Genomic DNA, 24021 nt, shown 5'->3' with positions numbered 1-24021 from the left:
TGAAGACAAAATTACCCCCTTTTATCGAGTTATACCGTGAGTTGATTGCCACACCGTCGATCAGCGCAACCGATATTGCCATCGATCAGAGTAATGAAACTTTAATCAATTTGCTGGCAGGCTGGTTTCGTGACCTGGGCTTCAGCGTTGAAGTTCAACCGGTGCCCGGAACGCGCCACAAATTTAATATGCTGGCGAGAACAGGAAACGGCGCTGGCGGCCTGCTGTTAGCCGGACATACCGATACCGTGCCTTATGATGATGGCCGCTGGACGCGCGATCCGTTCACGCTGACCGAGCATGACAACAAGCTTTACGGTCTGGGCACGGCAGATATGAAAGGCTTCTTTGCTTTTATTCTGGATACTCTGCGTGATGTTGACGTGACCAAACTGGAAAAACCGCTCTATATTCTGGCCACCGCCGATGAAGAAACCACCATGGCGGGGGCGCAATATTTCTCTGAAAATACCACTATCCGCCCGGACTGCGCCATTATCGGCGAGCCAACTTCACTGAAACCCGTACGTGCTCATAAAGGCCATTTGTCTCAGTCGATCCGCATTCAGGGCCAGTCTGGTCACTCAAGCGATCCGGCGCGCGGCGTCAATGCTATCGAGCTGATGCATGAATCCATTACTCACCTGATGGGCCTGCGTAACACTCTGAAAGAGCGCTATCACCACGATGGCTTTGCTATTCCTTATCCCACCATGAACTTTGGTTACATCAACGGCGGCGATGCGCCAAACCGTATTTGTGCCTGCTGCGAGATGTATATGGATATTCGCCCGTTACCGGGCCTGTCGCTGCAAGATTTGGAAGGACTGCTGAATGATGCGCTAGCTCCGGTTAGCGAACGCTGGCCAGGCCGGGTGACGATTGGCGAGTTGCATCCCCCCATCCCAGGTTACGAATGCCCGCGCAATCATCAACTGGTACAGGTAGTGGAAAAATTACTGGGAACAGAAACGGAAGTTGTGAATTACTGTACGGAAGCGCCGTTCATTCAGACGCTTTGCCCAACGCTGGTTTTGGGACCTGGATCGATCGATCAGGCTCATCAGCCGGACGAATATCTTGATACCGCATTTATTAAACCCACCCGCGAATTGATCGCTCAGGTGGTTCAGCACTTTTGCCACCACTAAATGACATACGGGGCAATTCACTGGCGAAACAGTGTCTTGCCCCTGAATTGTTCCGTCTTTCATGATAAGAATAACTTATCTCACTTGCCTGTAATTAAATTTCATAAATTACCGTCATTTAGCCGCTCAGGCCGCCAGATGTAAGTCATTTGACGAATGGTAACGAACGTGGCTAGATAAAAGGCAAAGTTATGCCGGCAACGGTGAAATAAAGTGACAAAAACAAGAAGGGTGTCAGGGATCATATGAACGAACAATATTCCGCAATGCGAAGTAATGTCAGTATGCTCGGCAAACTGCTCGGGGATACGATTAAGGATGCACTTGGAGAGAACATCCTTGAGCGGGTGGAAACCATCCGTAAACTCTCTAAGTCATCACGTGCGGGAAATGAAGCCCACCGTAAAGAATTGCTGTCAACGCTGCAGAACCTTTCAAATGATGAGCTGCTGCCTGTGGCACGCGCCTTCAGCCAGTTTTTGAATCTGACGAACGTTGCTGAGCAATATCATACGATTTCCCCTAAGGGTGAAGGCGCCAACCACCCGGAAATGCTGACTAAAGTCTTCGAACGTCTCAAGCAGCAACCCCACCTTACCGAAGCGTCAATCCGTGAAGCCATCGAATCGCTTTCACTGGAGCTGGTGTTAACGGCTCACCCAACTGAAATCACTCGTCGGACGCTAATCCACAAGCTGGTTGAAGTGAACAGCTGCCTGAAGCAGCTCGATCATAACGATCTCTCTGATTACGATCGATCGCAGATCATGCGCCGCCTGCGCCAGCTGGTGGCTCAAGCCTGGCATACCGATGAAATTCGGAAATACCGCCCTTCTCCGGTTGATGAAGCCAAATGGGGTTTTGCGGTTGTTGAGAACAGCCTGTGGGAAGGTGTGCCTAACTTCCTGCGCGAATTGAACGAACAGGTTGAAGCCTCTTTCGGCGTCAAGCTTCCGGTTGATTTTGTCCCGGTACAGTTTACCTCCTGGATGGGGGGCGACCGTGACGGCAACCCGAACGTCACAGCCGATATCACCCGCCATGTATTGCAGCTCAGCCGCTGGAAAGCAACCGACCTGTTCCTGCGTGATATCGCCGTGCTGGTGTCAGAGCTGTCTATGTCTGAATGTACGCCAGAAGTGCGTGAGCTTTGTGGTAACCCGGAAGCACTTGAACCTTACCGCGAGATCATGAAGAACCTGCGTGGCCAGCTGATGAGCACTCAGGCCTACCTGGAACGTCGTCTGAAGGGTGAACGTCTGCCGCGCCCTGCTGACCTGCTAATCTCTAATGACCAGCTGTGGGACCCGCTGTACACCTGTTACCAGTCCTTGCAGGCTTGTGGCATGGGCATCATTGCGAATGGTCAGTTACTGGATACGCTGCGCCGCGTGAAGTGCTTCGGCGTGCCGTTGGTACGGATCGATATCCGCCAGGAAAGCACCCGTCACACTGAAGCGATTGCCGAAATTACCCGTTTCCTGGGTCTGGGCGATTATGAAAGCTGGTCAGAGGCCGACAAACAGGCCTTCCTGATCCGCGAGCTGAACTCGAAACGTCCGTTGCTGCCTCGTCAGTGGGAGCCAAGTGCCGACACGCGTGAAGTGCTTGAAACCTGCCGTGTTGCCGCTGAAGTCCCTAAAGGATCGATTGCTGCTTACGTTATTTCAATGGCGAAAGTCCCGTCTGACGTCCTGGCGGTTCATCTGTTGCTGAAAGAAGCCGGTATCCCGTTCACTATGCCTGTTGCGCCGCTGTTTGAGACGCTGGATGACCTGAACAATGCCAACGATGTGATGAGCCAGCTGCTCAACATCGACTGGTATCGTGGCATCATTCAGGGCAAACAGATGGTGATGATTGGCTATTCCGACTCGGCGAAAGATGCTGGCGTGATGGCAGCGAGCTGGGCGCAGTATGAAGCTCAGGACGCGTTGATCAAAACCTGCGAGAAAGCCGGTATCTCTCTGACGCTGTTCCATGGACGCGGCGGCTCTATCGGCCGTGGTGGCGCACCAGCCCATGCTGCGTTGCTGTCTCAGCCTCCGGGCAGCCTGAAAGGTGGCCTGCGTGTGACCGAACAGGGCGAGATGATCCGCTTCAAATACGGCCTGCCAGAAGTCACCATCAGTAGCCTGTCGCTGTACACTGGCGCCATTCTGGAAGCCAACCTGTTGCCACCGCCAGAGCCAAAGAAAGAGTGGTGCAACATAATGGACCAGCTGTCTGCGGACTCTTGCGAGATGTATCGCGGCTACGTGCGTGAAAACAAAGATTTCGTGCCGTACTTCCGCTCGGCTACGCCAGAGCAGGAGTTGGGCAAGTTGCCTCTGGGTTCCCGCCCGGCAAAACGCCGTGCAAGCGGTGGCGTTGAGTCCCTGCGTGCCATTCCGTGGATCTTTGCCTGGACGCAGAACCGCCTGATGTTACCAGCCTGGCTGGGTGCCGGAGCCGCGCTGCAGAAAGCGATGGAGGCCGGTAATCAGGACGAGCTCGAAACGATGTGTCGTGACTGGCCCTTCTTCTCAACCCGCGTAGGAATGTTGGAGATGGTGTTCTCGAAAGCTGACCTGTGGCTGGCGGAATATTACGATCAGCGTCTGGTTGAACCGTCGCTGTGGCCACTGGGCAAACAGCTGCGCGATCAGCTGGATTCCGACATCAAAGCGATCCTGACCATTGCCAACGATGCGCACCTGATGGCCGACCAGCCCTGGATTGCCGAGTCGATTGCACTGCGTAACGTTTACACCGATCCGCTCAATGTTCTTCAGGCAGAACTGTTGCACCGTTCACGTCAGCAGGAAGCCAAAGGCGAACCCGTAGATCCTCACGTAGAACAAGCGCTGATGGTAACCATCGCCGGCGTTGCGGCTGGTATGCGTAATACCGGTTAATCAGTAAGTCGGGAGGCTTAAACGGCTTCCCGGTTTTTCCGCACGGGCGAACGCCCATAAAAAAAGACGCCCGCAGGCGTCTTTTTTCATTTCATCACCTTCACACGAGACTTGCGCGAGGGCGAACACCCAGCGTGTGACAGATAGCGTAGCTCAGCTCAGCGCGGTTAAGCGTATAGAAGTGGAAGTCCTTCACGCCTTCACGGCTGAGGATTTTCACCATATCCATCGCAACGCTGGCACCGACCATTTTGCGCGTTTCAGGGTCCTCATCCAACCCTTCAAACATGCTGGTCATCCAGCCCGGTACACGCACGTTAGTCATGGTGGCAAAACGCTGCAACTGCTTGAAGTTTGATACCGGCAGAATGCCAGGCACGATTTCAACATCAATCCCTGCGGTTACGCAGCGGTCACGGAAGCGCAGATAGCTTTCAACGTCGAAGAAGAACTGGGTGATCGCGCGGTTAGCGCCTGCGTCAATTTTACGCTTAAGGTTAATCAGATCGGCCTGAGCGCTTTTTGCTTCCGGGTGCACTTCAGGGTAAGCCGCAACCGAGATATCAAAATCACCGACTTCTTTCAATAAGCCGACCAGGTCGGCACCGTACATTTCTGGCTTACCGCCGCCCGGCGGCAAATCACCACGCAGAGCAACGATGTGGCGGATGCCGTTGTCCCAGTAATCCTGGGCAATGACGCGCAGATCGTCGCGGGTGGCATCCACACAGGTTAAATGCGGTGCGGCTTCCAGCCCGGTGCGGTCTTTAATGCCTTTGATAATGCTGTGGGTACGGTCACGTTCGCCAGAGTTGGCCCCATAAGTCACCGACACAAATTTAGGTTTCAGGCTGCTAAGACGATCGATAGAGTTCCACAGAGTCTGTTCCATTTCACTGGTGCGCGGCGGGAAAAACTCAAAGGAGACGTTAATTTGCCCGTTCAGTTCGGCCAGATTCTGGTTCAGCGCTTCTCGCTGATTAGCGTGGAAAAAACTCATACCTGCATACCTCATCGATCGCTGCTTAGGGAAGACACCCGAGAAATGAACATCCATACGTTTAGACGTCCAGACATTCAAAATGACCGAATTTGCTTATTCAGTCAACAGATATAGGGTTAACCAACATGAAAAAATCTCAATGAAGTTGAATAAATTTCATGATTGCAGAAAGAGATGAGGGAAATCAGTGGGCCAGCGAACACTGGCCCACAAGAGAGAAAACTACAGTAACTGTGCCAGACGATTCAAATCGGACTGAATCGCGCCTGCGGTAACGTCACGACCTGCGCCAGGCCCACGGATAACCAGCGGATTATCTCGATACCAGCGGCTTTCAATGGCGAAGACGTTATCGCACGGTAGCAGAGAAGCCAGAGGATGCTCACTGCGCACGGCTTCCACACCCACGCGTGCTTTACCATTGGCATCGAACCGCGCCACATAACGCAGCAACAGCCCCATTTCCTGAGCGGCTTCAAAACGCTGCTGCATCTGGTCGTTCAGCGCATCGCCATTTTCGAAGAAGTGATCGACCGACTCGCCTTCACAGCTTTTTGGCACCAGCGACTCCACACGAACCTGATCAGGCTCGATGTCGTAACCCGCTTCACGCGCCAGGATCACCAGTTTACGCATCACGTCCTGCCCGGAGAGATCCACACGCGGATCGGGTTCCGTCAGTCCCTGTTGCCAGGCTTGATCCACCAGCTCGGTGAAAGGCACCGTGCCGTCATACTGCAAAAACAGCCAGGAGAGTGTGCCGGAGAAAATACCGCTGATTGAGAGAATGCTGTCGCCGCTTTCACGAAGATCGCGCACCGTGTGATTCACCGGTAAACCGGCGCCTACCGTGGCGTTATACAACCACTGACTGCCGGTTTTGGCGAAAGCATCGCGGATTTGGCGATAACGGTCAGAGCTTGATGCGCCAGCCACTTTATTGGCGCTGACGACATGAAAGCCGTAGCTGGCAAAATCCAGATACTGGTCGGCCAGCGTCTCGCTCGCGGTGACATCCAGCACCACTAAATCATCATACGGGTGTGCTCGCATCCACAGGAACAGTGACTCTTCATCCTGCTCGACCGCTTCCTCTTCGAAGAAAGCCATCGCGCGGCTGGCCTCCAGTCCCTCATAATTCAGCAGGCTGCGGCGGCTATCTACCACGCCAGCCAGCAGGAACTCGAAACCCGTTCGGGCGGAGAGGATCTCCTGCTCACGTCCAAACAACTCCAACCAGCGGGAACCGATATTGCCTTTGCCGAATAACACCAGCCCAATACGCTTTTCGGCGCGGAACAAAGAGTGGTGCAAACCGCGAATCAAACTTTCGGTCGGCCCCACGCGCAATACGGCTACCAGACTGATACCGTCTTCAGACTGCCAGATAAATTCTACCGGCTGATCTTTCAACTGCTGCCAGAAACGGTGGCTGTGCAGCGGATTGCGGCAAACGCCAGCACCCACCATTGCCACCAGCGCCATTCCTTCTCGCAGCTGAATGCGGCCAGGGATGCCGGCATCCTGCAGCAGATCCAGCGCACTGCTGACCACTTCAGAGGTATAGCAAAGCTGAATCAGATTACGATCGGGATGCACACCGGTTGCCAGCGGTCGCAGTTGCGCGCGCTTCAACAGATGATCAATTTCTTTATGAAGAGAGGCAAAATCATGCTGCGAAGGAACCAGGAACTCAATCAGACAAACGTCATCGTGGCTGGTCACAATCCTTGCACCAGTGCCGGAAGCCAGCACTCGCTCAATGCGGGTTGATCCCTGCTCAGGCTGATAACTACAACGAAGTTGCAGATCGATATCGCTGCCGGAGACGGGTTGCAGAGTACGGGTGTGCAGAACGGGCGCGGCGAGGCGAGCAAGCTCACTGGCTTCATCAAGACGAAGCAGCGGCAGCAAACAGGCATCTTTCACTTTGCGAGGATCGGCACTGTACACGCCAGCCACATCGCTCCAGATGGTCACGCGGGAAACACCAGCCAGCGCACCAATTTGGGTTGCCGAGTAGTCACTGCCGTTGCGACCCAGCAACACCGTTTCCCCGGCTTCATTCCGGCAGATAAAGCCTGTGACCACCAACCGGCGATTTGGATGCTGGATCATCAGCTGCTGCAACAGCGGCCAGGATTTCCCTTCATCCACTTCCGGCTGAGCAGCACGCTCCGCACAGAGGAATTCACGCGCATCCAGCCAGCTGGCTGAGATATCCTGCAGAGTCAGCACGGCAGCCATCAGACGGGCAGACCAGATTTCTCCGTGTCCCACCACTTCGGCATACACGGCATCGGTCATTTTGCCATCCAGCAGGGCAGCGAGTTTTTCCAGATCGTGAATAAACTCAGTAATCAGGCTGTCTGCCTGAGCAGCAGGCAGCAAGCTGGAAATCAGCTCGCTCTGGTAGCGACGCAACGCTTGTTGCACCTGGTGAGCCGATAACCGATCGCTCTGGCTCAACTTCAGCCAGCTGATCAACTGGTTGGTCGTGCTCCCCGCGGCGGAGACCACCATGATATCGCCGGGATGGCTGTACTCCGCCATAATTCCCGCCACTCGCAGGTAACATTTGGCGTCCGCAAGACTGCTACCACCAAATTTATGCAACTGACGCGTACCTGCTGCCACTGCTGACTGACTCATACTTACCTCTCGGCCGCTATCCGGAATGCATTATCCAGATCGGCGATTAAATCTTCGTGGTCTTCAATTCCAACTGACACGCGTAGCAGCGTCTCAGAAATACCTGCGGCGGCACGGGCTTCAGCCGACATACCTGCGTGGGTCATGGTCGCGGTGTGAGAAATCAGGCTCTCTACGCCACCTAATGACTCTGCCAGCGTGAACAGCTCCAGCGCTTTCAGGAAACGACGCAGCGTCTGCTCATCACCATCCAGCTCAAAACTGAGCATTGCGCCAAAGCCTTTTTGCTGACGAACCGCAAACTGGTGGCCCGCATTTTCCGGCAGGGAAGGATGATACAACTTTTTGACCAGCGGTTGTTGCTTCAGGTAATCAACGATTGCCTGCGCATTACGCTGTGCGGCAGCCATACGCGGTGCCAGAGTACGCATCCCGCGCAGCAACAGATAGCTGTCGAAAGCACTGCCGGTCGCACCAATATTATTGGCCCACCATGCCAGTTCTGTGACCAGAGCCGGATCTTTCGCAATGACCGCGCCTGCCACCACATCTGAGTGACCGTTCAGATATTTGGTGCAGGAGTGCAGCACCACGTCAGCGCCCAGCGCCAGCGGGTTCTGTAAAGCCGGGCTCAGGAAAGTATTGTCCACCACGGTAATGGCACCTGCATCAGCAGACGCTTTGCAGATGGCTGCGATATCCACCACCCGCAGCAGCGGATTGCTTGGGCTTTCGATCAGCACCAGCTTTGGCTTTTCTGCCAGAGCCGCTTTCAGCGCTGCTTCATCGCCCTGATCGACAAACTTTACGCGGTACGCACCACGTTTGCTCAGGCTGTCGAACAGACGATAGCTGCCGCCGTAGCAGTCATGCGGGGCTACCAGCAGATCGCCAGGTTTCAGGAATACCGTGCAAACCAGGTTAATGGCTGACATTCCGGTATTGGTCATCACGGCACCGGCACCGCCTTCCAGCTCGGCCAAAGCACGTTGAACCACATCGCGCGTAGGGTTGCCACGGCGTGAGTAGTCATGGGCGCGAGGCTCATTGAAATCGGTAAAATTATAGGTGCTGGAAAGGTGGATCGGCGGGACAACGCAGCCATATTGCTCGTCATCATTCAAACCGCTGCGTACTGCGATGGTTGCCTGTTTACGCGTCATGGTGCATAAATTCCTGACTGGAGAATAAAGAAGAGCCCTAGCATAACAGGGCACAGATAGACGTCAATACATCTGGACATCTAAATGTCTTTGCGTATAGATTGAGCAAAGCGTGAATAACCGTTAAGATTATGACGCTATAGCCGACAGAAAGTTGAGTCAATGCAGTGTGATGGCGACTCACTTCGGGCATAATTAGCCGAATTTCGGTATCTACCCCGATATCAGTGACGAGAACGTCAGAGAATAAGGGTAATTTCAATTTTAATAATGACTAAGGTAACCCATGGCTGAATGGAACGGCGAATATATCAGCCCGTACGCTGAGCACGGCAAAAAAAGCGAACAGGTTAAAAAAATCACGGTATCCATTCCGTTGAAAGTATTAAAAATTCTGACTGATGAGCGGACACGTCGTCAGGTCAATAACTTGCGTCATGCCACTAACAGCGAACTGCTTTGCGAAGCGTTTCTGCATGCTTTCACCGGCCAGCCTTTGCCAGATGATGTTGATCTGCGTAAAGAACGCAGCGATGAGATCCCGGAAGAAGCCAAAGCGATCATGCGTGAGATGGGTGTAGATCCTGATACCTGGGAATACTAAGCCAGTCTCAAGCTAAAAAAATCCGTGAATGGATAACATTCGCGGATTTTTTTTGCCCTGATTTGCGCAGGCTTATGCCGATCGACAGGCATAAAAAAACCCAGCCTTAGCTGGGTTTTCATCACTTGCGAAACGGAGACCGTCTCTTTCAGGCAACTTACTTGCTGCTGCCAGGCATAGTGAAACGCTTGTTGAAGCGGTCAACACGACCACCGCTAGCAACGTCACGCTGCTTACCGGTGTAGAACGGGTGGCAGTTACCACACACGTCCAGGTTCAGGTCGTGACCCACGGTAGAGCGGGTTTTGATTTCGTTACCGCAAGAACATTTAGCAGTAACTTCAGCGTAATTAGGGTGAATACCTTTTTTCATGGGAAACCTCAGTTAAGGCCGTGTCGCTCTCCCGTGCCAGGATTATTCCTGCACCGGCACCACACGCGGATTAATAATAACAGGTGTTTTGATACCAATAATGCCGTATCAACGGCGGCAAACTATACAGAAAGGTGAGGTCTGCTGCAATCGAATCCGCACATTACGGAAGACACAGTGTACACTATCTCGCTCATAATTTCATCCGGATGATTTCATGCCCGTTGTTCAGGTCGCGCTCCCCGTCCCGCTTGCCCGCAATTTTGATTATGCGTTGCCCTCTCACCTGCCCTTGCCGGTAGCGGGAGCTCGCGTCAGCGTGCCTTTTGGCAAACGCAAAGCGATTGGTGTGGTGGTTGGCACAGCAGAAACCAGCGATTTCCCGCTGGATCAGCTGAAAGCCGTGCATGAAGTACTGGACAACGAGTCACTCTATCCGCCTTCTTTATGGCGAATTCTGCTCTGGGCAGCGGATTATTATCACTATCCGCTGGGTGAAGTGCTGTTTCACGCCATGCCGGTGCTGTTGCGTCAGGGAAAACCCGCGCAGGAAGCACCGATTTACCAATGGTTCCTCAGCGAGTCAGGCAAAGAAACGGCCCCTGAAAGCCTGAAGCGCGCGCCTAAGCAGCAGCAGGCGCTGGCCGCACTGCGTCAGCGCCCTCTCTACCGGCATGAAATCAGTCAGCATGATATTACAGACGCGACATTACAGGCGCTTCGGGCTAAAGGGCTTTGCGACTTACGTGCGCAGCAGCGTGCTCAGCAGGACTGGCGCACCCACTATGCGGTAAAAGGCGAGCGGCTAAGACTGAACACCGAGCAGGCTACCGCCGTTGGTGCGATTCGTAGCGAAGACGATCATTATGCGGCCTGGCTGCTGGCCGGGATCACCGGCTCCGGTAAAACCGAGGTCTATCTCAGCGTGCTGGAGAATGTGCTGGCCAACGGCGGACAGGCGCTGGTGCTGGTGCCTGAAATCGGGCTGACACCGCAAACCATTGCACGCTTCAGAGAGCGATTTGACGCGCCAGTAGATGTGCTGCACTCAGCACTGAACGACAGCGAACGCTTAGCAGTCTGGTTGCGTGCCCGTCAGGGCGAAACGGCGATTGTGATTGGTACGCGCTCAGCACTCTTCACGCCCTTCTCAAAACTTGGCGTGATCATCATTGATGAAGAGCACGATAGCTCCTATAAACAGCAGGAAGGCTGGCGCTATCAGGCTCGCGATCTGGCCGTGTTCCGTGCCCGTCAGGAAGATATTCCCATTGTCATGGGCACCGCGACCCCCGCGCTGGAAACGCTGCATAATGTGCAGACAGGCAAATACCGCCAGCTCAACCTGAGCAAACGAGCCGGGAACGCCCGTCAGGCTACGCAACAGTTGATTGACCTGAAAGGCGTGAAATTGCAGGGCGGACTCTCGCCGATGCTGATCAAGAAAATCAGCCAGCATCTGAAAGCGGATAATCAGGTGTTACTGTTCCTCAACCGTCGCGGTTTCTCACCGGCAATGCTGTGCCATGAATGTGGCTGGATTGCCGAATGCCAGCGCTGCGATCGTTACTACACGCTGCACCAACATCATCGCCAGCTGCGCTGCCACCATTGCGACAGTCAGCGCCCCATTCCGCACCAGTGTCCACAATGTGGCTCCACCAACCTGGTTCCTGTCGGGCTGGGAACCGAGCAGTTGGAACACAATCTGACCGAGCACTTCCCTGACGTGCCGCTGTCGCGTATTGACCGTGATACCACCAGCCGCAAAGGGGCGCTGGAACAACATCTGGCGGATGTGCATCGCGGCGGCGCACGGATTCTGGTTGGCACACAAATGCTGGCTAAAGGTCACCATTTCCCGGATGTGACGCTGGTGTCCTTGCTGGATGTGGATGGCGCGCTTTTCTCCGCCGACTTCCGTTCAGCCGAGCGTTTCGCCCAGCTTTATACTCAGGTTGCCGGACGAGCAGGCCGCGCAGGGAAGCAAGGGGAAGTGATGCTGCAAACGCATCACCCTGAACATCCTCTGCTGCAAACCTTGCTCCATCAGGGCTATGACGCTTTTGCCCAGCAGGCGCTGATCGAACGCAAAACGGTATTCCTGCCGCCGTTTACCAGCCATGCGCTGTTCCGCTCTGAAGACCATGATAATCAGCAGTCCGCTCTGTTTTTACAGCAGTTGCGTAATTTGCTGGAGGCCAGTCCGTTAAAAGACGAAGCGTTTTGGGTGATGGGTCCCGTTCCGGCCCTGCAGCCCAAACGCGGTGGCCGCTTCCGCTGGCAACTGCTGTTGCAGCACCCTTCCCGCGCCGTGTTACAGCGGTTGATTAAAAATTCGCTGCCGCTGATTGGCACCTTGCCACAGGCGCGAAAAGTGAAGTGGACGCTGGATGTCGATCCTACAGAAGGCTAATACAGCCCGACATTGCGGGTAACATCGAAAAAAGTCGCACAAGTCACAATTTTTATGCAAATTAAGTAACAGCCTGTCGTCGCATCTGATAAACATGAGAGTCTGGCCTGCGAAAGGACCTCTCGCGGCCACTTTATAACCAGAACCGTCCCCAAAAAGTCAGGTCAGCTGAGGCTGGCGTGAGGAGAAAAGCGTTGGAGCAGAATCAAGAGACAACAGGCGCGACCATGAAGGACGTGGCTGAGAAAGCAGGCGTATCAACGGCGACCGTTTCACGCGCGCTGATGAACCCGGAAAAGGTCTCTGCCGCCACGCGCAAAAAAGTAGAGGAAGCGGTGCTTGCCGTTGGCTACTCGCCTCACGCTATGGCCCGCAGTGCCAAACGCAGCGAATCCCGCACCATCCTGGTGATTGTGCCGGATATCTGCGACCCCTTTTTCAGTGAGATGATCCGAGGCATTGAAGTGGTCGCCGCCGATCAGGGCTATCTGGTGCTTATCGGCGACTGCGCCCATCAGAATAAGCAGGAAAAATCGTTCCTCAACCTGGTCATGACCCGCCAGATTGATGGCATGGTGTTGTTAGGGTCGCAGGTTCCTTTCGATACTGGTATTGAAGAACAGCGCAACCTTCCACCGATGGTGATGGCCAATGAATTTGCGCCTGAGCTTGAGCTACCGACCGTGCATATCGACAACCTCACCGCGGCCTTTGAAGCCGTCAATCACCTGTTGAAACTCGGCCACAGCCGCATTGCCTGCATTGCCGGTCCGCAGGATATGCCGCTTTGCCAGTATCGCCTTCAGGGATATATCCAGGCTTTAAGGCGTAATGGGTTAGCCGTCGATCCCCACTATATTGTGCGCGGTGACTTTACGTTTGATGCCGGTTCACGGGCGATGAAACAGCTGATGACCCTGCCAAAACCGCCGGATGCGCTCTTCTGTCACAGTGATATCATGGCGCTTGGTGCCATGTCTCAGGCAAAAATCATGGGGTTACGCGTACCCCAGGATATCTCGCTGATTGGCTTTGATGACATTGAACTGTCCCGTTACAGCGACCCACAGCTCACCACCGTTGCTCAGCCAAGATTTAATATCGGCCGGGAAGCGATGTTACTGTTACTTGAACAGCTTCAGGGAAAAACCGTCAACAGCGGTTCCCGCCTGCTGGATTTTGAGCTAAAAATTCGCGGTAGCACGGCACCTTCCCTGCGGGAAAAAGTCTGAAAAGCGAAATATTTCCGCCAACTTAGACGCAATTTTAAGATTCAGCGGATTCTTACGGGGATCCCTGCTGGTCAAACTTCCGGCCCTTGCGTAACATGGCGAGCTGATAGCCGGGTGCGTTACCTTTTGTCCGGCCTCACCTTTCATTGAATATTAGCGGAACGATTAGTGGCACAAAAAGATTACGTAGGCCGCGGGCGTTCGACAGGGACGCGTCGCAAGAAGACCAACAGTCGCACTAAAAAGCGCAGTGGTGGTGGTTCTGGAGTGTCAAAAATTATGGTTGTGCTTGCCGTTGCCGTGCTGGTGACGTTTGTTGGCGGACTGTGGTTTATTGCTCATCATAAAAAAGAAGAAACGCCTGAAATTCCCGCGCACAAATCCGTGGGTAACGGCCTTCCGCCCAAGCCGGAAGAGCGCTGGCGTTACATCAAAGAGCTGGAAAATCGTCAGATTTCCGTTCCTTCACCTGTTGAACCTTCTTCAGGTGGCGAAGTGCAATCCAAAACTCAGCTCACTGACGAACAGCGCCAGCTACTGGAGCAGATGCAGTCTGATATGCGTCAAACGCCAACGCAGCTGAATGAAGTGCCGTGGAACGAGCAAACGCCAGCCCAACGTCAGCAAACCCTGCAGCGTCAGCAGCAGCAAAGTCAGTTGCAGCAGCAGTCACGTATGCCACAGCAGCAGGCTCCGCAGACGACTCGTCCGGCTCCTGTCGCTCCGGTAACACGCGCAACACCGGCACCTCGTGAGCCGGTTAAGCAGCAGCAACCTGCGCCAACTCCGGCACCTGCGCAAACCGCTCAGCAGCCGAAAGCAGAGAGCAAACCGAAAGAGGCAGAGAAGTCTCAGCGCTGGATGGTGCAGTGTGGTTCGTTCAAAGGAACCGATCAGGCAGAGTCGATTCGTGCTCAGCTGGCCTTCGAAGGATTTGAGAGCCGAATCACTACCGGCGGTGGCTGGAATCGTGTGGTAATTGGCCCGTATAACAGCCGTTCTTCGGCTGACAGCACGCTGAAACGCCTGCGCGGATCTGGCCACTCAAATTGTATTCCTCTCGCCTCCGGGGGTTGAAACCCTTCAAAGCCGCCCCATATCTGGTTGCATCAATGCCCCGCAGGTGAACTGCGGGGACATCTTCTGACTGCAACAAGGGGTCTGCCCGTGACAACAATTGTAAGTGTACGACGCAACGGCCAGGTAGTAATTGGCGGTGATGGCCAGGCTACCCTCGGCAACACCGTAATGAAAGGCAACGTCAAAAAAGTGCGTCGTCTCTATAATGACAAAGTCATTGCCGGTTTTGCTGGTGGGACCGCAGATGCCTTCACGCTCTTTGAACTCTTCGAACGCAAGCTGGAAATGCATCAGGGCCACCTGGTGAAAGCTGCCGTTGAGTTAGCGAAAGACTGGCGTACCGACCGTATGCTGCGCAAGCTTGAAGCGCTGCTGGCGGTAGCCGATGAAAATGCCTCCCTGATTATTACCGGTAATGGCGACGTCATTCAGCCGGAAAACGATTTAATTGCCATTGGTTCTGGTGGTCCTTACGCGCAGGCTGCGGCCCGTGCGCTGTTGGAAAACACCGAAATCGGCGCACGCGACATCGTTGAAAAAGCGCTGGGTATTGCAGGCGATATCTGCATCTATACCAACCATAACCTCACTATCGAAGCATTACCGTCTAAAGCGTAAGGATCCCAACTATGTCCGAAATGACTCCGCGCGAGATCGTCAGCGAACTGAACAGATTTATCATTGGCCAGGATAATGCCAAGCGCGCTGTGGCGATTGCCCTGCGTAATCGCTGGCGGCGTATGCAGCTCGACGAAGAGCTGCGCCACGAAGTGACGCCAAAAAACATTCTGATGATCGGCCCGACCGGCGTGGGTAAAACAGAAATTGCCCGCCGCCTGGCAAAACTCGCCAACGCGCCGTTTATCAAAGTTGAAGCAACCAAATTTACCGAAGTGGGTTATGTCGGGAAAGAAGTGGATTCCATCATCCGCGATCTGACCGATTCTGCGCTGAAAATGGTGCGCTCTCAGGCTATTGAACGTAATCGCCACCGCGCCGAAGAGATGGCAGAAGAGCGTATCCTTGATGTGCTGATCCCGCCGGCCAAGAACAACTGGGGCCAGTCAGAAGCCGAAGCTGAACCTTCTGCAGCGCGCCAGTCTTTCCGCAAAAAACTGCGTGAAGGCCAGCTGAATGACAAAGAGATCGAGATCGATCTGGCCTCTTCGTCAATGGGTGTTGAAATCATGTCTCCTCCGGGTATGGAAGAGATGACCAGCCAGCTGCAGTCTATGTTCCAGAACCTTGGCAACCAGAAGCAGAAGCCGCGGAAGCTGAAAATTCAGGACGCGATGAAGCTGCTGATTGAGGAAGAAGCGGCCAAGCTGGTCAACCCGGAAGAGCTGAAGCAGGAAGCTATCGATGCGGTTGAGCAGCACGGTATCGTCTTTATTGATGAGATCGACAAAGTCTGTAAGCGTGGCGAAAGCTCAGGCCCTGATGTCTCCCGCGAGGGTGTCCAGCGCGATCTGCTGCCACTGGTTGAAGGCTGTACGGTCTCTACCAAGCACGGCATGGTGAAAACAGACCACATTCTGTTTATCGCTTCTGGTGCTTTTCAGGTAGCCAGCCCGTCAGATCTGATCCCGGAACTGCAGGGTCGTCTGCCAATCCGCGTTGAGCTGCAGGCACTGACTACGCATGATTTCGAACGCATTCTGACGGAGCCTAGCGCCTCTGTTACCGTGCAGTACAAAGCACTGATGAAAACCGAAGGCGTGGATATTACCTTCACCGAAGACGGCATCAGTAAGATCGCTGCCGCCGCGTGGCAGGTAAATGAAACCGCCGAGAACATCGGTGCCCGCCGTCTGCACACGGTGCTGGAGCGTCTGATGGAAGACATCTCCTATGACGCCAGCGACCTGAACGGCCAGTCGTTCACCATTGATGCCGAGTACGTAGGTAAGCATCTGGATGAGCTGGTTGCAGACGAAGATTTGAGCCGCTTCATTCTGTAATAGCGCAGTAAAATCTTTCGATAAGGAGGCTTCGGCCTCCTTTTTTTATGCCTGAAATTCCCTGCGGCGGCTGCATCCTTGACGTGGAATAACTCTCTGCCTGGTTGCAGGCGATACCATAGCGTGACGTTTTTCCTCAGCCAGGGCTCAGCCGCTATGACGGACAATCTGCACTCGATAACCACAACCTCTTCTTCCCGCGCCTGGCTGGAAAGCCTCCGTTTGCGCACTCTGCCGCTGGCCTGTGCCTCGGTGATGACCGGTTCAGCGCTTGCCTGGTGGCAGGGGCACTTCAATGCTGGCACCGCCTTTCTGGCGTTACTCACCACTGCGCTGCTCCAGATCCTTTCTAACCTGGCGAATGACTATGGCGATGCGCAAAAAGGCAGTGACACACCTGCGCGCATTGGTCCGCTTAGAGGAATGCAAAAGGGCGTTATCAGCCTGCCACAGATGCGTATGGCACTGCTGTTCACCGTAGCGCTGACGGTGATTTCAGGTGTTTGTCTGGTGATCAGCGCCTGCCAGTCGTTCAACGATATCCTGGGGTTTATCGCGCTGGGAGCCGTGGCGATCGTTGCCGCCATCGCCTATACCGTCGGCAAAAAACCTTATGGCTATTTAGGTCTTGGCGATGCCTCGGTGCTGATTTTCTTCGGCTGGCTTGGCGTGATGGGCAGTGACTATCTTCAGTCCCATCAACTCTCTGCGCTGCTGATTTTACCCGCCACCGCTTGTGGGCTGATGGCCGTAGCAGTGCTTAACGTCAATAACCTGCGCGACATTGAAAGCGACCAGCTGCATGGCAAATTCACCCTGGCGGTTCGTTTAGGGGCTTCTGGCGCCAGGCGCTATCATTCGCTGCTCCTGTCGGCTGCTGTGCTTTGTTACGTTCTTTTTGCCCTGCTGGCTTCCCTGAATGCCGCAGGCTGGTTATTCCTGCTGGCAGCACCGCTGCTCTTCAGACAGGCACGCTACATTACTCAGCAGACCTCAGCCGTTGCCATGCGCCCTATGCTGGAAAAAACGGTCAAATCAGCGCTGTTGCTTAACCTGCTTTTCTCACTCGGCCTGGTCCTTAATTAATTGCGATGTGTTTGACTCATCGCAACTTTTAACAATTGATGATTTTGCCAACAGCGGCGAGAAAGCGATATACTTAGTGTTCCTGTGGCAAACAGACGAAACCCCTATGAAATATGATACTTCTGAACTCTGCGACATCTATCACGAAGATGTGAACGTCGTTGAACCGCTCTTTTCAAACTTCGGTGGCCGTACGTCGTTTGGCGGGCAAATCATCACGGTAAAATGTTTCGAGGACAACGGGCTGTTGTACGATCTGCTGGAGGAAAACGGGCGAGGTCGTGTGCTGCTGGTTGATGGCGGCGGTTCCGTTCGTCGCGCGCTGATTGATGCGGCGCTGGCCAGACTGGCTTTACAGAACGAATGGGAAGGCATTGTGGTGTACGGTTCCGTTCGTCAGGTTGACGATCTGGAAGAGCTGGACATTGGCATTCAGGCTATTGCGGCTATCCCGGTTGGGGCCGCTGGTGAAGGAATTGGCGAAAGCGATATTCGCGTCAATTTCGGTGGCGTCACCTTCTTCTCAGGCGACCACCTTTATGCCGACAACACCGGCATTATCCTTTCTGAAGACCCGCTCGATATCGAATAAAAAAAACGGGTGCCACTGGCACCCGTTTCTCTGCTGACCGTTAAATCAGACTTCTTCCATTTTTCCCAACAGGGCGCGCAAACGCTCCTGCCAGACAAGCTGCTCTTCTTTCAGGTGCTGGTTTTCACGCACGACTGACTCGCTATTCCCTGCAGCCTGCTGAACCTGTTGATTCAGGTTGTTGTTCTGCTCTTTCAGCTCTTCAATTTCCATCTGTAACAGGGTGATGGTATCAATCGCCTGTTGTACTTTCGCTTCCAGTTTCTCGAACACTTCAAATGACATTGTAAAAGACCTCTCCTAATCGCCAGGCGTTGATGTTGCCAGCCGCAGATCATGAGGGGATAAGCCGGGATTCCACGGATAACAACGCTTCCCCGATTGTAAGTAGACCAGCGCGGCAAGTCCAGTAGCGAACCCGCACAGGCTGCAGTCTGTAACAATTTTCAGCATAGACCTGGAATCTGCAACATTAGCCCGGCTATAAACAGGGTTATGTTGACGATTTGGGATAAAAAACACCAAATCAAAAAATGAAATGTTGTTTCAGGAAAGCAAAAAGACGCGAAAACGCTCATTTTTATGACGCAGCACACAACTTTTGATTTCGCTATTTCTCGTTTATGCTCGTTAACGATAAATTTACATCAGCCCTACAATAGATTTGGGCGGCTCACGGAGTGAGAAAAAAACGAAGTACAACATTAAACCTCGCCTTCAGGAAATGTCATCATGAGTCAGACAGCAACAAGCACGCTCAAAGGGCAGTGCATCGCCGAATTCCTTGGTGTCGCCACCATTATCTTCTTTGGTGCCGGCTGTGTCGCCGCCATGAAACTGGCTGGTGCAAGCTTTGGTCAGTGGGAAATCAGTATCATCTGGGGAATTGCCGTTGCGATGGCCATCTACCTCAGTGCCGCCATATCGGGCGCGCATCTGAATCCTGCTGTTACCATTGCGCTGTGCCTCTTCGCCAATTTCGAAGGGCGTAAAGTCGTGCCGTATATTCTGGCACAAATAGCCGGTGCCTTCTGCTCCGCAGCACTGGTTTACGGTCTCTACTACAATTTGTTCCTGGATTACGAACAATCGCATCAGATGGTTCGTGGCAGCATTGAGAGCCTCGACCTGGCCGGGATCTTCTCCACCTATCCAAACCCGCACATCAGCGTTGGGCAGGCATTCCTGGTTGAAGCGGTGATCACTGCGGTGATGATGGGCCTGATTATGGCGCTGACCGATGATGGCAACGGCTTACCTCGCGGTCCTATGGCTCCGCTGCTGATTGGCCTGCTGATTGCCGTGATCGGCGGCTCAATGGGCCCACTGACCGGCTTCGCACTGAACCCGGCCCGTGATTTCGGACCGAAAATCTTTGCCTGGCTTGCTGGTTGGGGTAACGTTGCCTTTACCGGTGGCCGTGACATCCCTTATTTCCTCGTGCCGATCTTTGGGCCAATCGTAGGCGCCAGCCTGGGTGCAGTTGGCTATCGCTATTTGATTGCCCGTAACCTGCCAGGCGCTACTGTAGTAAAGAAAGACGAGAAGACGATAGCGCGTGCTGAGCAGCGTAAAGCGTAAGTGCTAACCCTTTACACCATCAGGAATGAATTATGACCATAGAAAAAAAATACATTGTCGCGCTTGATCAAGGGACGACCAGTTCTCGTGCCGTGATCCTGGACCATGACTCCAATATCGTTGCCGTCTCCCAGCGCGAATTTCAGCAAATTTATCCTAAGCCCGGCTGGGTTGAGCATGACCCAATGGACATCTGGGCTTCTCAGAGTTCCACCCTGGTAGAAGTGCTGGCGCACGCAGACATTCGTTCTGACGAGATTGCTGCCATTGGTATCACCAACCAGCGTGAAACCACCATTGTGTGGGAAAAAGAGAGCGGCAAGCCGATCTACAACGCTATCGTCTGGCAGGATCCGCGTACTGCTGACTACTGTGCCAAACTGAAAAAAGAAGGTCTGGAAGAGTACATCCAGCACACCACCGGTCTGGTGATTAACCCTTACTTCTCTGGCACCAAAGTGAAGTGGATCCTCGACCACGTGGAAGGCTCACGCGATCGTGCAAAACGTGGCGAGCTGCTGTTCGGTACCGTTGACTCCTGGTTGGTCTGGAAAATGACTCAGGGACGGGTTCACATCACCGACTACACCAACGCTTCACGTACCATGATGTTCAACATCCATAAGCTGGAGTGGGATCAGCGCATGTTGGATATCCTTGATATCCCGCGTGAAATGCTGCCAGAAGTGAAGTCTTCTTCTGAAGTGTACGGTCAGACCAACATTGGTGGTAAAGGCGGTACGCGTATTCCAATCGCCGGGATCGCTGGTGACCAGCAGGCTGCTCTGTACGGCCAGATGTGTGTTCAGCCTGGTATGGCAAAAAATACCTATGGCACCGGCTGCTTTATGTTGATGAACACCGGTACTGAAGCGGTGACCTCAACCAACGGTCTGTTAACCACTATCGCTTGTGGCCCACGTGGTGAAGTGAACTACGCACTGGAAGGCGCCGTGTTTATCGGGGGTGCTTCTATCCAGTGGCTGCGCGATGAGATGAAACTGATCGGCGATGCAACCGACTCCGAATATTTCGCGACCAAAGTGAAGGACAGCAACGGTGTTTACATGGTGCCAGCCTTCACCGGCCTCGGTGCTCCTTACTGGGACCCGTATGCCCGTGGCGCAATCTTCGGCCTGACGCGCGGCGCGAATGCTAACCACATCATCCGTGCAACGCTGGAGTCAATTGCTTACCAGACTCGTGACGTACTGGAAGCAATGCAAATCGATTCAAACACCCGCCTGCAGTCTCTGCGTGTGGATGGGGGAGCGGTTGCCAACAACTTCCTGATGCAGTTCCAGTCCGACATTCTGGGCACGCGTGTTGAGCGCCCTGAAGTGCTGGAAGTGACTGCTCTGGGGTCAGCTTACCTTGCTGGCCTGGCCGTAGGCTTCTGGTCAGATCTGGATGAAGTGCGTGAAAAAGCGGTGATTGAACGTGAATTCCGCCCAGGCATCGAAACCACGCAGCGTAACTACCTCTACGCTGGCTGGAAAAAAGCCGTTTCTCGCGCCCAGGCGTGGGAAGATCAGGACGATTCGTAAGTCTGAAAGTTGCCCGTAGCCTCCCTGGCTACGGGCTTTTCCCCTCCCCCTTTCCCCTGCTGTGATAAACTTTCCGCCTCAACATTTCCCCGAGGCCAATCATGAAACGAGAACTCGCCATTGAATTTTCACGCGTAACGGAAGCCGCTGCTTTGGCAGGCTACAAGTGGCTGGGACGCGGTGACAAAAACGCCGCAGACGGTGCTGCCGTCCACGCCATGCGCATCATGCTGAACAAAGTGAACATTGACGGCCAGATTGTCATTGGCGAGGGCGAGATTGATGAAGCCCCGATGTTATATATCGGCGAGAAAGTCGGTAGCGGTGAAGGCGATGCGGTGGATATTGCTGTCGATCCAATTGAAGGCACGCGCATGACCGCAATGGGCCAGCCCAATGCGCTGGCAGTGCTCGCGGTTGGCGATAAAGGCACCTTCCTGAATGCGCCAGATATGTACATGGAAAAACTGATTGTCGGGCCTGGTGCTAAAGGCGCGATCGATCTGGCCTTACCGTTGGAAGAGAATCTGCAGCGCGTAGCCCAGGCGCTGCGCAAGCCGTTGTCTGAACTGACCGTCACTATTCTGGCTAAACCTCGTCATGAAGACGTGATTGCTGAATTACAAAAACTCGGCGTGCGCATTTTCGCTATTCCGGATGGTGATGTTGCTGCGTCAATCCTGACCTGCATGCCAGACAGTGAAGTGGATGTGATGTACGGCATTGGCGGCGCGCCTGAAGGGGTTATTTCAGCAGCGGTGATCCGCGCAATGGATGGCGATATGCAGGGTCGCCTGCTGGCCCGTCATTTTGTAAAAGGCGACACGCCGGAAAACCGGGCGCTGGGCGAACAAGAGCTGCAACGCTGTCAGGAAATGGGTATCGAAGCCGGCAAGGTTTTACGTCTGGATGAGATGGCGCGTAACGATAACGTGATTTTCTCGGCTACCGGTATCACCAGCGGCGACCTGCTGAAAGGCATCACCCGCAATGGCAACGTGGCTACCACTGAAACGCTGCTGGTTCGCGGAAAATCGCGAACAATTCGTCGTATTCAGTCGATACATTACCTCGACCGCAAAGACGAAAATCTGCACCCGTTTATTCTGTAATGCCTGATTTGTCCCCTTTCGGACAACGAAAACGGCCCCGGCAGCGTTATGGCTACAGGGGCCGTTTTTTTTCTGCCGTACTGCTGAATCTTACACTGCCTGTGGCTCTGGCCGACGGGACAGTGGCAGCCAGCAAAGCAGAATCAGCAGCGCCATCGCAAACATCAGCATACCAAGGCTGAACTGCCCGGTCTGCGGCAGCAGGGCGGAAAGCCATGCAGCCAGGCCTGACCCCAGATTTTGCAATCCTCCCAACAGGGCTCCGGCAGTACCAGCCATATAAGGCCAGGGTTCCATTGCCCCTGTGGTTGCCAGCGGAAAGAGCATACCAGCCCCAAAGAAGAACACCGCCGCAGGGACAACCAGTGTCCAGATGGTCATCACACCGAACCAGGCAGGGATCCACATCAAGGCGCCGGCAAGCAAGCAGCTGTTCACTGACCACCACATCAACTGGGGAAAGGGCCGATTTTCGCGTCCGGCAAACCAGGCGCCAAAAAAAGCCGCCGGGATGGGCAGAATAAAGAGCAGGCTGACGGTCAGACTGTTCAGACCCAGCACGCCGCCCATCAATACGCCACAGCTGGCCTCGAATACGGCAATGCCGCCCAATGCGCCCATCAGCATAATCAGGTAGCGGATAAAGGTGCCATCAGCGAGCAACGGACGATACCTTGAGAACAACCTGCGTTTTTCTACCGGTGCGGGCCGCGTCTCTGGTAACCAGCGCAGCATCGCCATCCCTACGCAGAAACACAGCAGCAACAGGAAAGCATAACAGGCCTGCCAGCCAAACAGATGCGTCAGCAACGCGCCTATAACCGGAGCCACCAGCGGGCTGACTAAGATCCCCATATTCAGCAGGCTGTTCGCCAGCCTTAACGAGCTTCCGGCGTACAGATCGCGCGGCATGGTTCGGGCCATCACACCAGCCACGCCGGTGCCCAGTCCCTGAATCGCACTGCCCATCACCAGCAGATCGAAGGTTGCGGCATTGAGCGCCACCAACGTTCCCACGCAGAAAATAGCTAACCCCGCCAGGATCACCGGACGGCGACCTATAGTGTCAGACAAAGGACCATACAGCAGCTGGGAGCCGCCATAGGTCATCAGATACGCCGCCATCACACGTTGTACCGCGCCATCACGGACATTAAATGCCTCGGCAATGGTTGCCATCGCAGGCACGTAAATGGTCTGCGCCATCTGCCCAACGGCCACCAGCGCAATCAGCATCATCAGCAGATGCCCGTTTTCAATTTTTCTCATTTTTTCAGCACATTTATCGGCGTTTTGCACGTAATTCAGCAATAACACCAGCAGGAAGGAACTCTATGGCGAGGAAAATATCAGGAATCCCTGACAAAGCGAGGGGGGAGCCGAAAATGGTTTCGCCGCCACTGTCAGAGAAAGCAGGCAGCAGCGTAAATCAATCTGTACGTTATAGTGAGTAGAGGCAGGGAGAATTTGTCGATACGAGCTTTGTCGCCGACAGACACTGGAAAATCCGCCGCTTAGTGGCGAAGATACCGCTAAGCCACCTTGCTCTCACCCCACTTAAGGAGTTGTTT

General features: G+C 54.1%; 19 protein-coding genes. 13 read left to right on the top strand and 6 right to left on the bottom strand.

The window, feature by feature from the left end:
* A partial coding sequence (argE, locus tag WCC56_RS14210) for an acetylornithine deacetylase (protein WP_424693001.1) occupies positions 1 to 1151 on the top strand: 1151 nt, incomplete at its 5' end.
* A 245-nt stretch (positions 1152 to 1396) separates the two neighbouring features.
* The gene (ppc, locus tag WCC56_RS14205; RefSeq protein WP_424693000.1) at positions 1397 to 4048 is read left to right on the top strand and encodes a phosphoenolpyruvate carboxylase; all 2652 of its coding nucleotides are present in this window, start codon (positions 1397 to 1399) and stop codon (positions 4046 to 4048) included.
* Positions 4049 to 4148: 100 nt separating this feature from the next.
* Here ppc and metF read toward each other — a convergent pair whose 3' ends face one another.
* The 3 genes from metF to metB form a co-directional block, all read right to left on the bottom strand.
* Positions 4149 to 5048 carry a methylenetetrahydrofolate reductase gene (gene metF, locus WCC56_RS14200; RefSeq protein ID WP_424692999.1) on the bottom strand — a complete coding sequence of 300 codons (900 nt, stop codon included), beginning with the start codon at positions 5046 to 5048 and terminating at the stop codon, positions 4149 to 4151.
* Between the two features lie 225 nt (positions 5049 to 5273).
* The gene (locus tag WCC56_RS14195; protein WP_424692998.1) at positions 5274 to 7703 is read right to left on the bottom strand and encodes a bifunctional aspartate kinase/homoserine dehydrogenase II; all 2430 of its coding nucleotides are present in this window, start codon (positions 7701 to 7703) and stop codon (positions 5274 to 5276) included.
* A 2-nt stretch (positions 7704 to 7705) separates the two neighbouring features.
* The gene (gene metB / locus WCC56_RS14190; RefSeq protein WP_424692997.1) at positions 7706 to 8866 is read right to left on the bottom strand and encodes a cystathionine gamma-synthase; all 1161 of its coding nucleotides are present in this window, start codon (positions 8864 to 8866) and stop codon (positions 7706 to 7708) included.
* A 286-nt stretch (positions 8867 to 9152) separates the two neighbouring features.
* Between metB and metJ the strand changes: the two genes are divergently transcribed.
* On the top strand, positions 9153 to 9470 hold the full coding sequence (metJ, locus tag WCC56_RS14185; protein WP_013200201.1) for a met regulon transcriptional regulator MetJ: 318 nt from the start codon (positions 9153 to 9155) through the stop codon (positions 9468 to 9470).
* A 157-nt stretch (positions 9471 to 9627) separates the two neighbouring features.
* Here metJ and rpmE read toward each other — a convergent pair whose 3' ends face one another.
* Positions 9628 to 9843, bottom strand: a complete 216-nt coding sequence (rpmE, locus tag WCC56_RS14180) for a 50S ribosomal protein L31 (protein ID WP_013200198.1) — start codon at positions 9841 to 9843, stop codon at positions 9628 to 9630.
* A gap of 217 nt (positions 9844 to 10060) precedes the next feature.
* On the opposite strand from rpmE, the gene priA reads away from it, so the two are divergent.
* The 7 genes from priA to rraA all read left to right on the top strand — a co-directional run bounded on the left by priA (position 10061) and on the right by rraA (position 18210).
* A complete protein-coding gene (gene priA / locus WCC56_RS14175; RefSeq protein WP_424692996.1) occupies positions 10061 to 12259 on the top strand; it encodes a primosomal protein N' in 2199 nt (732 codons plus the stop codon).
* Positions 12260 to 12486: 227 nt separating this feature from the next.
* Complete coding sequence (cytR, locus tag WCC56_RS14170) at positions 12487 to 13491, top strand: DNA-binding transcriptional regulator CytR (protein WP_424693004.1); 1005 nt, start codon at positions 12487 to 12489, stop codon at positions 13489 to 13491.
* A 168-nt stretch (positions 13492 to 13659) separates the two neighbouring features.
* Positions 13660 to 14568 carry a cell division protein FtsN gene (gene ftsN / locus WCC56_RS14165; RefSeq protein WP_424692995.1) on the top strand — a complete coding sequence of 303 codons (909 nt, stop codon included), beginning with the start codon at positions 13660 to 13662 and terminating at the stop codon, positions 14566 to 14568.
* Between the two features lie 90 nt (positions 14569 to 14658).
* A complete protein-coding gene (gene hslV / locus WCC56_RS14160; protein WP_013200194.1) occupies positions 14659 to 15189 on the top strand; it encodes an ATP-dependent protease subunit HslV in 531 nt (176 codons plus the stop codon).
* Positions 15190 to 15200: 11 nt separating this feature from the next.
* The gene (gene hslU, locus WCC56_RS14155) at positions 15201 to 16532 is read left to right on the top strand and encodes an HslU--HslV peptidase ATPase subunit (RefSeq protein ID WP_424692994.1); all 1332 of its coding nucleotides are present in this window, start codon (positions 15201 to 15203) and stop codon (positions 16530 to 16532) included.
* Between the two features lie 177 nt (positions 16533 to 16709).
* Entirely contained in the window at positions 16710 to 17618 is a 909-nt protein-coding gene (locus WCC56_RS14150; protein ID WP_424693003.1) for a 1,4-dihydroxy-2-naphthoate polyprenyltransferase, read from the top strand.
* 106 nt (positions 17619 to 17724) lie between these two features.
* Complete coding sequence (gene rraA / locus WCC56_RS14145; protein ID WP_013200191.1) at positions 17725 to 18210, top strand: ribonuclease E activity regulator RraA; 486 nt, start codon at positions 17725 to 17727, stop codon at positions 18208 to 18210.
* Between the two features lie 45 nt (positions 18211 to 18255).
* Here the strand turns inward: rraA and zapB are convergent, their stop codons facing one another.
* The gene (zapB, locus tag WCC56_RS14140; RefSeq protein WP_013200190.1) at positions 18256 to 18495 is read right to left on the bottom strand and encodes a cell division protein ZapB; all 240 of its coding nucleotides are present in this window, start codon (positions 18493 to 18495) and stop codon (positions 18256 to 18258) included.
* 447 nt (positions 18496 to 18942) lie between these two features.
* On the opposite strand from zapB, the gene WCC56_RS14135 reads away from it, so the two are divergent.
* The 3 genes from WCC56_RS14135 (at position 18943) to glpX (ending at position 22450) form a co-directional block, all read left to right on the top strand.
* Positions 18943 to 19791, top strand: coding sequence for an MIP/aquaporin family protein (locus WCC56_RS14135; RefSeq protein ID WP_424692993.1), 849 nt, complete (start codon positions 18943 to 18945; stop codon positions 19789 to 19791).
* A gap of 32 nt (positions 19792 to 19823) precedes the next feature.
* The gene (glpK, locus tag WCC56_RS14130; RefSeq protein ID WP_424692992.1) at positions 19824 to 21338 is read left to right on the top strand and encodes a glycerol kinase GlpK; all 1515 of its coding nucleotides are present in this window, start codon (positions 19824 to 19826) and stop codon (positions 21336 to 21338) included.
* Between the two features lie 101 nt (positions 21339 to 21439).
* On the top strand, positions 21440 to 22450 hold the full coding sequence (gene glpX, locus WCC56_RS14125; protein WP_424692991.1) for a class II fructose-bisphosphatase: 1011 nt from the start codon (positions 21440 to 21442) through the stop codon (positions 22448 to 22450).
* 90 nt (positions 22451 to 22540) lie between these two features.
* On the opposite strand, the gene emrD is transcribed toward glpX, so the two are convergent.
* A complete protein-coding gene (gene emrD, locus WCC56_RS14120; RefSeq protein WP_424692990.1) occupies positions 22541 to 23719 on the bottom strand; it encodes a multidrug efflux MFS transporter EmrD in 1179 nt (392 codons plus the stop codon).
* Between the last annotated feature and the right edge of the window lie 302 nt (positions 23720 to 24021).

This window comes from Erwinia sp. (assembly GCF_049696395.1).
Taxonomy (GTDB): Bacteria; Pseudomonadota; Gammaproteobacteria; order Enterobacterales; family Enterobacteriaceae; genus Erwinia.
This window is presented reverse-complemented; position numbering and strand designations above follow the sequence as displayed.